Annotated in this window: 12 protein-coding genes; 9 read left to right on the top strand and 3 right to left on the bottom strand. The window is 75.7% G+C overall.

Annotated features, from left to right (window positions below; all coding sequences use genetic code 11):
• Positions 1-108 precede the first annotated feature (108 nt).
• From ACIBEA_RS03270 to ACIBEA_RS03245, 6 genes are all read left to right on the top strand, one after another.
• Positions 109-999: a C40 family peptidase gene (locus ACIBEA_RS03270; protein ID WP_399257358.1), complete on the top strand. Its 891-nt coding sequence runs from the start codon at positions 109-111 to the stop codon at positions 997-999.
• 59 nt (positions 1,000-1,058) lie between these two features.
• On the top strand, positions 1,059-1,433 hold the full coding sequence (locus tag ACIBEA_RS03265) for a hypothetical protein (RefSeq protein WP_399257356.1): 375 nt from the start codon (positions 1,059-1,061) through the stop codon (positions 1,431-1,433).
• Positions 1,434-1,604: 171 nt separating this feature from the next.
• Positions 1,605-2,303 (top strand): response regulator transcription factor, encoded by a 699-nt coding sequence (locus ACIBEA_RS03260; RefSeq protein WP_399257919.1) that lies wholly within the window; start codon positions 1,605-1,607, stop codon positions 2,301-2,303.
• Complete coding sequence (locus ACIBEA_RS03255; protein WP_399257354.1) at positions 2,300-3,823, top strand: sensor histidine kinase; 1,524 nt, start codon at positions 2,300-2,302, stop codon at positions 3,821-3,823. Before ACIBEA_RS03260 ends, ACIBEA_RS03255 begins: the two co-directional genes overlap by 4 nt.
• A gap of 59 nt (positions 3,824-3,882) precedes the next feature.
• Positions 3,883-4,299 (top strand): hypothetical protein, encoded by a 417-nt coding sequence (locus ACIBEA_RS03250; protein WP_399257352.1) that lies wholly within the window; start codon positions 3,883-3,885, stop codon positions 4,297-4,299.
• A complete protein-coding gene (locus ACIBEA_RS03245) occupies positions 4,296-4,514 on the top strand; it encodes a hypothetical protein (RefSeq protein WP_399257349.1) in 219 nt (72 codons plus the stop codon). Before ACIBEA_RS03250 ends, ACIBEA_RS03245 begins: the two co-directional genes overlap by 4 nt.
• Positions 4,515-4,519: 5 nt before the next feature.
• Here ACIBEA_RS03245 and ACIBEA_RS03240 read toward each other — a convergent pair whose 3' ends face one another.
• Both ACIBEA_RS03240 and ACIBEA_RS03235 read right to left on the bottom strand, forming a co-directional pair.
• On the bottom strand, positions 4,520-4,873 hold the full coding sequence (locus ACIBEA_RS03240) for a hypothetical protein (RefSeq protein WP_399257347.1): 354 nt from the start codon (positions 4,871-4,873) through the stop codon (positions 4,520-4,522).
• A 130-nt stretch (positions 4,874-5,003) separates the two neighbouring features.
• Positions 5,004-5,513 carry a DUF664 domain-containing protein gene (locus ACIBEA_RS03235; protein WP_399257345.1) on the bottom strand — a complete coding sequence of 170 codons (510 nt, stop codon included), beginning with the start codon at positions 5,511-5,513 and terminating at the stop codon, positions 5,004-5,006.
• 279 nt (positions 5,514-5,792) lie between these two features.
• On the opposite strand from ACIBEA_RS03235, the gene ACIBEA_RS03230 reads away from it, so the two are divergent.
• Positions 5,793-6,629 carry an undecaprenyl-diphosphate phosphatase gene (locus ACIBEA_RS03230; protein WP_399257343.1) on the top strand — a complete coding sequence of 279 codons (837 nt, stop codon included), beginning with the start codon at positions 5,793-5,795 and terminating at the stop codon, positions 6,627-6,629.
• Positions 6,630-6,704: 75 nt separating this feature from the next.
• The gene (locus tag ACIBEA_RS03225; protein WP_399257341.1) at positions 6,705-7,973 is read left to right on the top strand and encodes a monooxygenase; all 1,269 of its coding nucleotides are present in this window, start codon (positions 6,705-6,707) and stop codon (positions 7,971-7,973) included.
• A 115-nt stretch (positions 7,974-8,088) separates the two neighbouring features.
• Here ACIBEA_RS03225 and ACIBEA_RS03220 read toward each other — a convergent pair whose 3' ends face one another.
• On the bottom strand, positions 8,089-10,878 hold the full coding sequence (locus tag ACIBEA_RS03220; protein ID WP_399257340.1) for a LuxR C-terminal-related transcriptional regulator: 2,790 nt from the start codon (positions 10,876-10,878) through the stop codon (positions 8,089-8,091).
• Positions 10,879-11,296: 418 nt separating this feature from the next.
• Here ACIBEA_RS03220 and ACIBEA_RS03215 point away from each other — a divergent pair, with 418 nt between their 5' ends.
• Entirely contained in the window at positions 11,297-13,057 is a 1,761-nt protein-coding gene (locus ACIBEA_RS03215; RefSeq protein ID WP_399257338.1) for a putative Ig domain-containing protein, read from the top strand.
• Positions 13,058-13,298: the final 241 nt, after the last annotated feature.

Here is a 13,298-nt window from a genome sequence, read left to right as displayed (position 1 = left end):
CTCCTCGACACGGACCCCGGCCGCGGACCAGTCTCGGAGCACCGCAGCCGGTGACCGCATTTCGGTCCCGGCACTCGCGGCAGCACCACGAAACGGGGGAACGCCAGCATGCGCAGCATCCTTTCCAGAGCGAAACGGTCCGCGGTCGTCGCGGGGATCCTGGCGGTCTGCGCCGCCGGGGCGATCGCTCAGCCCGCCGCGGCGGCGCCCGCCGCGCCATCGGCGGTGTCGGCCCGCCCCACGCAGGCCGAAGCCGCCTGCGGGGTCCTCGCGACCGGGGCCTCGGCCGCGGCGGAGGCGGCGGTCCGGGCGGCCTGCACGCAGATCGGCGTCTGGTACACCTGGGGCGGCGGCCACGGGCCACAGCCGGGCGCCACCTACGGTCAGGTCGACCCCACCGACCCGGCCAGCGAACACGATCCCGAGCGGATCGGCTTCGACTGCTCGGGCCTGGTGCGGTACGCCTACGCCCAGGCCACCGGACAGGACCCGCTGGCGGGCAACGCCAACAGCCAGTACTACTCGCCACGGGTCTCCGTGCGCATCCCCGCGTCGCAGGGGACCGGGGCGCTGCTCCCCGGTGACCTGCTGGCCTGGGGCGGCGACAACGGCATCCACCACATCGCCCTCTACCTCGGCGCCGGAAAGATGGTCCAGGCCAAGCAGTCCGGCACCCGCGTGATGGTCAGCGACCTGAACACCGGCGGGGACTACAACGGGGCCGTGCGGATCGCCGCCACCCCGGGCCAGGGCACCAACTTCTCCACCTGGGGCACGGACGTGTGGACGCACACCGAGCCGTCCACGACGAGTCCGCGGGCCGTCAAGTTCCCCGGGCCCACCCGGATCCGGGTCAGCTGCCAGAAGCACGCCCAGTGGGTGGACGCCGAGGGCTACCACAACGACGCCTGGTCGTACCTGCCGGACTACAACGCCTGGCTCACCAACATCTACATCCAGGGGCCGGCCTGGCTGGACGGCGTCCCGACCTGCCGCTGACCGGCCCACCTCCGCACACACGGTTCGTCACACACAGTTCGTCATCAGAGGAGCACGCAGTGAACGCACGCAAGAAGCTCGCCCTCCTGGCCGCGTCCGGCACCCTGGCCCTGGGCCTGGCCGCGTCGGTCGCCCCGACCGCTTCGGCCGCGCCCGCCGCGTCGTGGCACGGCTGTCCGTCCGGCGCGGTCTGCATCTACCCGCAGGACGCCGGCTGGAACGGCGACCGTCCCAGCCTCACCTACTACAGCTACGGGGCGCACAACCTCTCCAACCAGTACGGCAACCACTACATCGCCAACAACCAGACCGGCGGGGCCACCATGAGCACCTGCACGGGCTACAACGGCGAGGGCCGGCAGGGCAACCTGGCCGCGGGGACCTGGATGATCAAGGACCTCACTCCGATCAACTCGATCACCCTCCAGCCGTAGCCCGGCCGCTCCACGACGCACCGCTGCCCCCGGCACCCCCGGGGGCAGCGGTGCGTCCTCCCGCGCGCGCCCTCCGATGACCGACCCGGCTTCCGGACCGCCGGATTCCCGTGAGAGGGTCGGGCCGGTCCGGACGTCGGAGCACACGAGGAGGCCCGGGTGACCCAGGACATGCACGCGGGCGTGGTGCTCGTCGCGGACGACGACGCGGCCATCCGCCGCTCCCTGGAGCGGGGACTGCGCCTGAGCGGCTTCACCGTGCTGCTCGCCGAGGACGGGATCGCCGCCCTCGACCTGTTCGCCGAGCGGTCCCCCGACGTCCTGGTGCTGGACGTGTGCATGCCCGGCCTGACCGGTACGGAGGTCTGCCGCCGGCTGCGGGAGCGGGGGGACGCGACGCCCGTCCTGATGCTCTCGGCCCTCGACGAGCTGGCGGACCGGGTCGCCGGTCTCCAGGCCGGCGCCGACGACTACCTGGTCAAACCCTTCGCGCTGGAGGAGCTGGTGCTGCGGCTGCGCGCCATCCTGCGGCGACGACCGCAGCAGACCCTTTCGGAGGTGCTGCGCGAGGGCCCGCTGGTGATCGACCAGGCGACCCGACAGGTGCACCACGACGGCGTCGAACTCCACCTCACCCGAAGGGAGTTCGAGCTGCTGGTGCAGCTGGTCCGCAACGCGCGGATCGTCCTCACCCGGGACCAGCTGCTGGACCGCGTCTGGGGCTACGACTTCGAGGTGCGCACGGACGCCGTCGACACCTTCGTCAGCTATCTGCGCCGCAAGCTGGAGGAGGGCGGGCGCCCGCGCCTGATCCACACGGTCCGCGGCGTCGGCTTCGTCCTGCGCGTGCCCGGGGAGGACGGTCCGTGAAGCTCGCCACCCGGATCGCGCTCTCGGTGACCGTGGTCGTGCCGTTGCTGGTGCTCGGCGCCGGCCTGCTGGTGCTGGGGCTGGTCAGCCGGGACCTGCACCGCCAGCAGGACACCCGGCTCCAGGACCTGGCCGCCGCCGCGCTGCCCGACGTACGGACCCTGCTCGCCGCCGACCTGCGCGGGCGACCCAAGGTGGAGCAGAACCAGCACCGCAAGGTCCTGGACGCCGTCCTCGACGCCGGGATCCGGGTGCGCTCCGCGGACGGCGCCGACGTCCTGGAGGGCGGCCCGCAGCCCGCCGACCCGGCCCGACTGCCCGAGCCGGGTACGGACGGACCCGTCACCGTACGGGCCAAGGGCCACGCCTGGCGGGTGCTGACCGTCCCGGTGGCCGGGCCGGCGCCGGGGACGTTGTGGCTGTTCACCCCCGCCTCGGCCGCCGATCCGCAGCTGACCGCGGTGCGCGGGCGGGTCCTGCTGGTCGCCCTGCTCTCGGCCCCCGTCTCCGGCCTGCTCGCCCGCGCCCTCGCCGGGCGCGCGACCGCCTCCGTGCGGCGGCTGAGCCGGCGCGCCGCGGCACTGGACCCGGGGGCCGGCGCGGCCGCCTTCGCCACCGCTCCTGTCAACATCGCCGAGGTGGACGAACTGTCCACCGCCATCGGCCAGTTGCTCGCCCGCTACGAGGAGCAGGCGGCGCGGACGGCGCAGGCGCTGGACACCGCCCGGTCGTTCTCCTCGGCCGCGTCGCACGAACTGCGCACCCCGCTGATGAGCATGCGGACCGACCTGGACGTGCTCGCCGCGCACCCCGACCTCTCCCCCGCCGAGAGGGCCGAAGTCGTCAAGGACCTGCAGGACGACCACGCCCGGCTGCTCGAACTGCTCACCGCCCTCCAGATGCTCGCCCGGGGCGATCTGGTCGAGGCCTCGGCCTTCGGCCCGCTGGACCTCGCCGAACTGGTGGACACGGCGGTCGCCGAGGTCGCCCGGCGCCATCCCGGGGCCCGTACGAGCACCGATCTCCCCGCGGAGCTGCGGGTCTTCGGCTGGGACGCCGGGCTGATGATCCTGCTGGCCAACCTGCTGGGCAACGCGGTGGTCCACGGTCACCGGCCGGACGAGGCGCCGGTGGTCCGCGTACGGCTGCGCGCGCAGGGCCCGTACGCCGTGCTCACCGTGGACGACGAGGGCCCCGGCATCCCGCCGGAGGACCATGACAGCGTCTTCCGGCGCTTCCACCACCGGCCCGGCAGCCCCGGGTCGGGCCTCGGGCTGACCCTGGTCGCCCAGCAGGCGGCGCTGCACGGCGCCGCGGTCACCATCGGGACCCCGGAGGGCGGACCGGGCGCCCGGATCGAGGTACGGCTCCCGCTGGCCGCCGCGGACGGCGGGGCCCTCCCGGCGCTACCGGCGCGGCGCGACTGGATCTCCCGGGGCGACGCCCCGGCGGCCGGTCCCGCGGCAGGTCCGGCGGCCCGTCCGGCGGACTCACAAAGAAACCACAAGGACGGTCCTTAGCGTCGGGCGCGGCCGGCCCGTCCGGGTGCCGGCCCGTCCGCACCTGAGGAGACACGACCATGCCCGCGAACCGCACGACCGTTGCCGCGATCGGCGCCCTCGCCCTGGCCGGAGCACTGCTCGCCGTCGCTCCCGCGCAGGCCGACTCCTCCCCCTCCGGCTCGGGGAAGGACGGCAAGGGCGCCAGGTCCGCGCCGAAGGGGGACGGCTCCAAGGAGATCTGCAAGCGCCTGCCGAAGACCAAGGGCCGGGTCGACGCCGCGATCACCCGCCTCGGCGGCGACGCGACCGTGGCCGGCTCGGTCACGCGCCTCGAACAGCGCGTCGCCGCTGCCAAGACCGCCGGCCACACCGAGGTCTACACCTACCTCAACGACCGCCTCACCGCGCGCAAGGCCCTGCTGCCCACGCTGCAGAAGCGACAGGGCGACCTCAAGGCCGTGAGCACCTGGTGCGCGGCCCCGGACGCCAAGTGAGCGTGGCGCACCGCGCCGCCGCCGCGCTCGCCGTCCTGGCCACCGGGGCGGCGCTGCTGGTCACCGGATGTTCGCCGGGTACGGGCGCCCGTCCCGCGGCGGAGCGGTCCGCCGGGGCGGGCGACGACGCCCAGCGGGCGCAGATGCAGCAGAAGCTCGACGACGCCGACAAGGCGGCGGCCGATGCCGACGCGGACGCCGGCCGCGGCGACTGACGGACTCAGCCGGCCACGGGCACGGTGGCGGGGGCCGCGTCGAGTTCCCACGCGTGCCGCTTGAACTCCCGCACGAAGTCGGGGTGGTCCTCCCACTGTCGGGCCACCCCGCGCAGGACGTCCCAGTGCTGTTCGACCGCCTGGTCGATGACCCGGCGCACCGCCGGTTCGGCGGTCGGGCGCTTCTCCAGGAGCCCCTTGACCGCGGACGCCTCCAGCACGGCGTTGCGCAGCGCGCGCAGCGCCCGCGAGGTGTCGTCCATCCCGAATCCGTTCTCGCTGCCGGTCTCCTCGGCGAACAGCGGGGTCAGGCGCTCCTCGATGAACGCGGTGATCCGCTCGAAGTGCCGTACATCCATCGGGAACTCCCTCTCCTGCCGCGCGGGGGCGACGAAACGTGTGTCAGAGCGCAGTTCTATCAGCGCGCCCCGGGGCCGTCCCACCGCGGGTCGGACCGTACGCGCCGTCCGCCCCGCCCGCCCCGCCCGGTCAGCGGCGGCGCAGGGCACCCCGGACGAAGGCCGCCTGTCCGGCGTGCTGGAGGTCGTCGGCCAGGACGCTGACCAGGCGGGCTCCGAGGGTGACCGGCGGATCCCAACGCTCGTCGACCACCCGGTCCAGGTCGGTGGCGGCGAGACCGCGCAGGAAGGCGACGGTCTGCTCGTGCACGGCGTCGAAGTACCCCAGCAGCAGCGCGTCCGAGTCGACCCGGACCGAGCCGACCTGCCGGGCGGTGTGACCGTACCCGGTCGCGTCGACGGGCAGCGGCAGGTCGAACCGGTCGGCCCAGCCCCCCGCGGTCCAGACCTGCTCCCGCTCCGCGACCTCCGCCACGTGGTCGTCCTGGACCCGCGTCAGATGCCACACCAGCCAGGCGATCGAGTTCGCCTCCGGGTCGAGACGGGCGCCCAGTTCGTCGGCCGAGAGCCCCTCGACGCTCTCGTGCACCACCTCCCGGATGCGCCCGAACGCGTCGGCCAGTACGTCGGTGGCCTTCATGGATCCTCCTCGTCCGTGCTGTTCGGCGCCGCCGGTCCGGTGGTCGCCGCCCGGCCACCATGCCCGGCCCGCCGCCCGCGGGGGCGCGAGCGACACGCGGTCGCACCGGGTCGAGGACGTGTGCGCGCGGGTCGGTCGGCGGGGTGACGGCGCGCGGAGGTGGGGTCCGGGTCGGGCACCATCTATGCCGACGGGGGCGGTCACCGGGAGCTCCCGTACCGCAACCGCGGCGGCCGCCCGGGCCGACGCCACTTCGACGACACCGCGAAGGTGATGCACGTGAGCGCGATCAGCATCGGTCAGGCCGTGATTCTGGGCGTGGTCGAGGGGGTGACGGAGTTCCTGCCGGTCTCCTCGACCGGGCACCTGAAGATCACCGAGGGTCTGATGGGGATTCCGGTGGACGACAAGGCCGTCGTCGCCTTCACCGCCGTGATCCAGGTGGGGGCCATCGCGGCGGTCCTCGTCTACTTCTTCAAGGACATCGTGCGGATCGTCTCCGCGTGGGGACGGGGCCTGCGCGATCCGGAGGAGCGCTACCACCACGACTACAAGTTCGCCTGGTGGGTCATCTACGCCACGATCCCCATCGTCGTCGTCGGGCTGGCCGCCAAGCCGCTGATCGAGGGGCCGCTCGCCTCGCTGTGGGTGGTGGCCGGCTCCCTGATCGTCGGCAGCGGCCTGATGTGGGCGGCCGACCGGATGGGCCGCCACAAGCGCGGCGAGGACGACACCTCGCTGAAGGACGCGATGCTCGTGGGCTCCTCGCAGATCCTCGCCCTGCTCTTCCCCGGCTTCTCCCGCTCCGGCGCCACCATCTCCACCGGCCTGATCCTCGACCTCGAACGCGTCGCCGCCACCCGCCTCTCCTTCTTCCTCGGCATCCCCGCCCTCACCGGCGCCGGCCTGTACGAGCTCAAGGACGCGGTCGGCGCCGGGGTGAGCGCCGTCCCGCTGCTCGTGGGGACGCTGGTGTCCTTCGTGGTCGCCTACGCCTCGATCGCCTGGCTGCTGAAGTTCGTCGCGAAGCACTCCTTCAACGCCTTCGTGGCCTACCGCGTCGCCGTCGGCGTGCTGCTCTTCGGCCTGTTGGGAACGGGCATCCTGCGGGCCTGAGGCGGCCGGCGCGCGTGCGACCACCGCCCGATGGGCAGGGTGAGCCCTGCGGACGTACTCCTGGAGGGAGCGGATATGCGAGGCGGCGGTTCGGTCGCGGTGATCGGCGGGAGCATCGCGGGCTGTGCGTTCGCCGCGGCGGCCGTGCGGGCCGGCGCGCGCGAGGTGGTGGTGCTGGAGCGGACCCTGGGGCGGCTCCAGGACCGGGGGCTCGGGCTCTGCGTCCACGACGAACGGGCCGCCGAACTGGCGGCCACCGGCGCGCTGCCCGGCAAGATCGCCGCGCACCGGCTGGTCAGACGCCGGTGGGTGGTCCGGGACGCGGTCGGCGCGGGCGGGCACTCGGCCGGCGCGGGCGGACGGGTGATCTGGGAGCAGCCGTTCCCCTTCCACTCCTACCACTGGGGTCTGCTGTGGCGCGGGCTGCGCGACGGGATGCCCGCCTCCGTGGCCTACCGCCAGGGGGAGACGGTCACGGCGGTGGTCCGTTCCGGCGACCGGGCCGAGGTCCGCCTGGACTCCGGCGCGGTCGAGCGCTACGACCTGTCCGTCGGCGCCGACGGCTACCGCTCGGTCGTGCGCCGGACCGTCTGCCCCGAATCGCGTCCCCGCTACGCGGGATACGTCTGCTGGCGCGGGAACCTCGACGCCCGCGGGGCCGCCGCCCTCGATCCGTCGGCCGGGGCGTGGGACGACGCGGTCACCACCGTCTGCTTCCCCGGCGGGAGCTGCGTGGTCTACCGCATCCCGGGGCCGGACGGCCCCCGGGTGAACTGGGTCCTCTACGCCACCCCGCCGCGCGGCGCGCTGCGGCTGGACGATCCGGCGAGCGACCCCACGAGCTTCCCGGCCGGCCGGCTCAGCCCGGAACTGGCCGCCCACCTGGCCGCGCTGCTGGCACGGGAGTTCCCGCCGTACTGGGCCGCCGTGCTCTCCCTGACGAAGCCGGAGGACACCTTCGTACAGCCCATCTACGACCTGGAGACCCCGCGGACCACGTCGGGGCGCCTCCTGCTGGGTGGTGACGCCGCCACCGTGGTGCGGCCGCACAACACCAGCGGGGCCGCGAAGGCCCTCCAGGACGCGAGCGCCTTCGAGAGCGCCTGGCGCGGGGCCGGTTCCTGGGAGGGGCTCTTGCGGGGCTACGAGGAGGCCCGCGGCCCGGCGGGGCGGGAGCTGGTCGCGCTGGCCCGCCGGCTCGGCCGGGCCCAGGTGGAGCGCACGCCCGCGTGGGCCACGATGAACGAGCACGACGTGGAGTCGTGGTGGCGGGAGCAGCTCGGCGGGGCCGCGGGGATCGGCGGACAGTCGATCGAGCCCACCGGGGGCAACTCCTTCGAGTGAAAGATCCGACCCGCTCCATCCGGCGCGGCCGCCGGGCGCGAAGGAGGGGTGCGCGGGTGACGGTTGTCGGCACCGCCACCCGCGCTCCGGACCGTCGTCGGCCGGGCCCCGTGGGTCAGACACCCCCCAGGGCGGCGGCGAGCTGGGTGCGTGAGCGGACGCCGAGCTTGCGGTAGATCCGGCTGAGCATGCCCTCGACCGTCTTGACGGAGAGGAAGAGGTACCGGGCCGCGTCCTGGTTGGACGCGCCGCGCCGCACGAGGTCCGCGAGGCGCGCCTCCGACTCGGTCAGCTCGGCGCGGCCCGCGGCGGACCCCGCGTGCGGGGCGGCTGCCGCGCGGTCGAGCAGGTCCCGGGTGATCTGTTGCCAGGGGCGGGCGCCGGTCTCCTCGAAGACGTCGAGGGCCGTCTCCCAGGCGGTACGGGCGGCCGCCTGCCGGCGTCGGGCGCGCTCGACCCGGCCCAGGGCGACCAGGGTGCGGGCCCGTTCGAGCGGCAGGTCCAGCCGCTCGAACCCGGCGGCGGCGCGGCGCAGGCAGTCGGTGGCCTCGTCACCGGCGGCGGCCGGGGCGCCGCCCGTACGACCGGGGGCGCGGGCCAGGAGCACGCCACGGGCCCGGGTCAGGGCGGCCCCCGTCCCGCAGTCCGCGCCCGGCGCGCCCAGCGCGGCCCGGGTCCGGTCGAGCAACTGCCGCGCCCGGGGGAGCTGCCCGGCGCGGGTGAAGGTCTCGATCGCGTCCGGCTGCCACCGGAAGGTGCTGGGCTCCGCCGGCGGTCCGTTCTCCTCCGCCTCGGCGAGGGCGGTGAAGGTCGCCGCGGCGCGCGCGATCTCCCCGGTGTGCAGGTGCACCGCGCCCGTGATCCAGAGGTTGCGGGCGACGTACAGCCCGTCCCCCTCTTCCCGGGAGGCCCGGGCCCCGCAGGCGGCGGTGCGCAGCGCGGCCGTGAACGACCCGGCGGCGCTCTGCGTCAGGGCGGCGGTGTACCAGGCCGGCCCCATCGACAGCGCCGCGGTGGTGGACAGCCGCACCGCCCGGTCGGCCCAGGCGAGGGCGGGGCCGCAGGCGCCGAGGCGGGTGTCGACCTCGGCGAGGCTGCGCCAGACGTCGACGAGGTCCTCGGCGTTCCCCTCGTGCTCCGCGAGCGCGAGGAGCGCGGTCAACCGGCCGCGCGCTTCGTGCAGCCGGTCGTCGAAGACGGCGTGCCGGGCGGCGAGGTACTGGGCACTGTTGCGGATGCCCGACTGCTGGGCGGGGACCCCCAGGGCGAGGGCCCGGGCCAGGGTTTCGGGGGCGTCGGCCGCGCCGAGGACGCGCTCCATGCGGGCCCGCATCGTCAACGCGGCCGCCTCCAGCGGGCGGTGGCCGCCGCAGCGGGCCAGTTCGGCGGCGCGCGTGGCCGCGCGCAGGGCCCGCTCCGGTGCCCCGTGCGCGATGTTGGCGACGATGGCCGCCCTGATCTCCACGGCGGCCAGCAGCTCCGGGTGGCCCGCGGCCAGCTCCCGGCAACGGGCCAGCAGCGGCTCCACGCCGGCCAGTGCCTGGCCGTGCGCGTCGACGAGCGCGAGCAGCGCGGTGACCTGGTGGACCGGTTCGGCCCGGGCCGCGATGACGGCGTCGGCCGCCTGCCGGGCGAGGTCCGTGGCTCCAGCGGCCGCGGCTTCCCGCGCCGAGGCGGTGAGCCTGCGCGTCCGCGGAGCGGGCCGGTCCACCGGGGTGATCTCGGCGGCGAGCAGGAAGAGTTCGGCGGCCAGCGCCCGCTCCCCCGCGTCGCGCGCGACGGTCGCGGCGAGTTCGGTGTCCTCCGCGAGGCCCTGGTCGGGGCGGTCCTGGGCCAGGGCGCGGTGCCGGGCCTCGTGCACCGGGTCGCCCACCGCCAGCGCGAGGGTCCGGTGCGCTCGGGAGCGCCCGCGCCGGTCCTGTGCGCGGGCGGCGGCCCGGGCGAGCGCCGTCGCGGTGAAGTGGACGCCGCCTCCGGGGCCGGGGCGCAGCACCCCGGCCTCGACGGCCTGCGCGAGGTGTTCCTCGGCGTCGGGGCGTCCGGCGCGGAGCAGCAGGGACGCGGAGGGACGTACGGTCAGCGCGGCCAGCATGAGGGTCCGGCGGGCCTGCGGGCCGAGGGTCTCGCGCAGCCAGGCCGCCGCGGCGGCGACCGCCTGCGGCGGCAGGGGCGGGCAGTGCCCGGGCTCCGGCGGGAGCTGGGCGAGGGCGTGGCAGGTCAGGGCGGTCAGCAACCGGTGGCCGCCGCAGTGCCGTTGGAGTGCCGCGGCCCACCGGGTGGGCAGATCGTGCGCGGTGAGCAGGGCGGCGCTCTCCTCGGTGTCCAGCGGGGCGAGGTCCACCTGGGGCGGATGTCCGCCGAGCAGGTCGGTGGCGGCCTGTGCCCGGCCCTGGGTGCGTTCGGTCACGACGGCCCGGAGGCGGGGCGCGGGCAGGGTCCGCAGGGCGTAGCCGAGGGCGTCGACGCTCTCGGGGTCGAGCCATTGGACTCCGTCCACGGCGAGCAGGTGGGCCCGGCTACCGAGCAGCGCGGTCAGCGCGAGCCGGAGGGGGAGCCGGTCCCCGTCCGCGAGGGGGCGCTCGTCCGGCCCGCGGTGCAGGAGCCGGTCGACCAGCCGGGCCTGCCGGGGAGCCAGGGTCCCGAGTTCGGCCGCCGTGCGGGAGGAGAGCAACTGCGCGAGCGCGCCGAAAGGTTGGCCTTGGTCGCCGCGCGCGGTGGTGATCCGCAACGTGCTCCGATCGGCGGACCCGGGCAGCGCGCGCAGGACCCCGTCGAGGACGGTGGTCCGACCCGCCCCCCAGGGCCCCGCCACCGCGACCCGCCCGCCGCGCCGGAGCTCCCGCAGGGCCCGCTCCACGGCCCCCGCACCCGGCGGACCGGAGCCCGCGCCCACGTCTGCGCCCACCTCGAACCTCCCGACAGGGCACGGTAGGCCGCCCGCACCCCGACCACAACGACCGCGACCGGCTCACCCGGGATCAAGGGTTTCCCCTGGTGCCCCGGCCAGGGCCCGACGGGCGCCACGACCGGGGCCCGGCCGGCACCCCGGCAAGGACCACGGCTCGTGGCGGGCCCGTGCCCCGGCTCACCCCACCGCGACCCGGGTGACGGGTGTGGGTGATGGTGCGGCCCGGTTTCCGCAGCCAGCGCGGAGCAGGGGGCCGGGACCCCGCGGGAGCCGCAAGGGATTCCTCCGATGACCCCGACACCCGCTCCGGCGGACGCTGTTGGCCGTCCCCAGGTCTCGGCCCCGCGGCTCCCCCCGCGGGTCCGGCCTCCGTGCCGGGCGATCGCACCGGCACGCCCCCCACGAAGGGATCGTCATGCGCACTCTGCCCACCGGGCCCCTGCGGTCCGCCGTCACGACGGCCGTCGCGGCCGTCGTCCTCGGCGGACTGGGGGTCCTGCCCGCCGGCGCGAGCCCGGCCGATCGGACCGCACCCGCCCCCGCACCCTCCGTATCGCCCCTGGTCCTACGGTCGATGCAGCGCGACCTCCAGCTCTCCGCCGACGAGGTGCGCGCCCGCGTCTCGGACGAGGCCGCCGCCGCGCGGGCCGCCACGCTGGTGCGGGGACAGGTCGGCGACCGGGTCGCCGGGTTGTGGTTCGACCCGGCCACCGGGCTGCTCAACGCCGCCGTCACCGGCGCCGCGGACGCGGCGACCGTGCGCGCGGCCGGAGCCGTGGCCCGGGAGGTGCGCTACGGCCGCGCCGAACTCGACGCCGCCGCCCGCGCGGTGACCCGTACCGTGGGCGCCGGCGTACCGGGCGTGCTCTCCTGGGGCCCCGACGCGCGGGACAACCGCATCACCGTCACCGTGGACCGCACGGTGGGCGACGCCTCCACCGCCGCCTTCCTGACCCGGGTCGCCGCCCTGGGACCGATCGTCCGGATCGCCGAGAGCGCCGAACACCCGCGCCAGCAGGCGGACGTCGTCGGCGGCGAGAAGTGGGTCCCCGGTACGGAGAGCCCCTGCTCCATCGGCTTCCCCGTCACCCGCACCAGCGGTGGCGCCAAGGCCTTCCTGACCGCGGGTCACTGCACCAACGACGCCGACCAGGCCGCGTACGGCAAGGACGGCACCCGGGTCGGCACGTCCAACCGGAACGGCACGGGCAGCGTCAACGCCCGTGAGGGGGACATGGGGATCGTCGACGTGGACCAGGCCGGCTGGAACGTGGTCCCCACCGTGTCGGGGTACGGGCAGGGCGACGTCACCCTCACGGGCTCCGCGGACGCCGTGGTCGGCACCGCGATATGTCGGTCCGGCCAGACCACCGGGATGCGTTGCGGCGAGGTCACCAAGGTCGACCAGAGCGTCGACTACGGCAACGTGGTCATCGACGGCCTGTCCTACTCCAGCGCCTGTTCCGCCGGTGGCGATTCGGGCGGCTCCTACGTCACCGCGAGCGGCGGCAAGGCGGTCGGTCTGCATTCCGGTGGCGGCAGCGCCACCTGCACCTCGGGCTCCGGCGAGAAGTTCACCATCTTCCAGCCCGTGAACGAGGCCCTGAGCAGGTTCGGTGCGAGCCTGGTCACCTCCACCCCGCAGCCCGGCGGCGTGACCGTGGCCGCCGTCTCCGCGCAGTCCGGCGTCGTCGGCGCCGCGGTCGAGTTGCGCAACGCCGCGGAGGGCGGCACCGCGCCCTACACCTGGACCGCCTCCGGCCTGCCCGGCGGCCTGGCCATCGCCGCGGCCACCGGAACCGTCACCGGCACGCCGACCACCGCGGGTTCGTTCCCGGTGACGGTGACCGCCACCGACCGCGCGGGCAAGGCCGGTTCCGCCTCCTTCACCTGGACGATCACCCCGGCGAACAGCACCGGCCCGGTGCTGCGCAACCCGGGCAACCAGGTCGCCTACATCGGCAAGCCGGTCGGCCTCGCGCTCCAGGCCACCGGCGGGAGCGCGCCGTACGCCTTCAAGGCGACCGGCCTGCCGGCGGGGCTGCGCGTCACCCCCTCGACCGGCCTCATCACCGGGTCCCCCACCGCCTGGGGCTTCGGCAGCAGCACCGTGACCGTGACCGACGCCGCGGGCAGGTCGTCCTCGGTGACCGTCACCTGGAACGTCTACTTCTAGGGCGGCGACCTCGACGACAGGCCCTGGGCCGCCCGACCCCGGGCGTGCCGTCTGACGTGGGACGTTGACGACAGGCCCGGCTGAGGGAACCAGGTATTCCGCTTTTCTGGAGTACGGTCGTGGGGGGGGGGGGGGGGGGGCGCCCCGCGCGCCCCCCCCCCCCCCCCCGCCCCCCCCCCGGCGGCCCCCCCCCGCCCCCCGCCGGGGGGGGCCCCCCGCGCCCCCCCCCCCCCGGCGCCCC

Origin of the sequence: Streptomyces sp. NPDC051555 (genome assembly GCF_044454405.1) — a bacterium.
GTDB lineage: Bacteria > Actinomycetota > Actinomycetes > Streptomycetales > Streptomycetaceae > Streptomyces.
This window is presented reverse-complemented; position numbering and strand designations above follow the sequence as displayed.

Coding starts and splice junctions, on each gene's coding strand:
- ACIBEA_RS03260 (WP_399257919.1), top strand. CDS start 1,605: ATGCACGCGGGCGTGGTGCTCGTCGCGGACGACGACGCGGCCATCCGC.
- ACIBEA_RS03215 (WP_399257338.1), top strand. CDS start 11,297: ATGCGCACTCTGCCCACCGGGCCCCTGCGGTCCGCCGTCACGACGGCC.
- ACIBEA_RS03235 (WP_399257345.1), bottom strand. CDS start 5,513: ATGAAGGCCACCGACGTACTGGCCGACGCGTTCGGGCGCATCCGGGAG.
- ACIBEA_RS03240 (WP_399257347.1), bottom strand. CDS start 4,873: ATGGATGTACGGCACTTCGAGCGGATCACCGCGTTCATCGAGGAGCGC.
- ACIBEA_RS03250 (WP_399257352.1), top strand. CDS start 3,883: ATGCCCGCGAACCGCACGACCGTTGCCGCGATCGGCGCCCTCGCCCTG.
- ACIBEA_RS03225 (WP_399257341.1), top strand. CDS start 6,705: ATGCGAGGCGGCGGTTCGGTCGCGGTGATCGGCGGGAGCATCGCGGGC.
- ACIBEA_RS03270 (WP_399257358.1), top strand. CDS start 109: ATGCGCAGCATCCTTTCCAGAGCGAAACGGTCCGCGGTCGTCGCGGGG.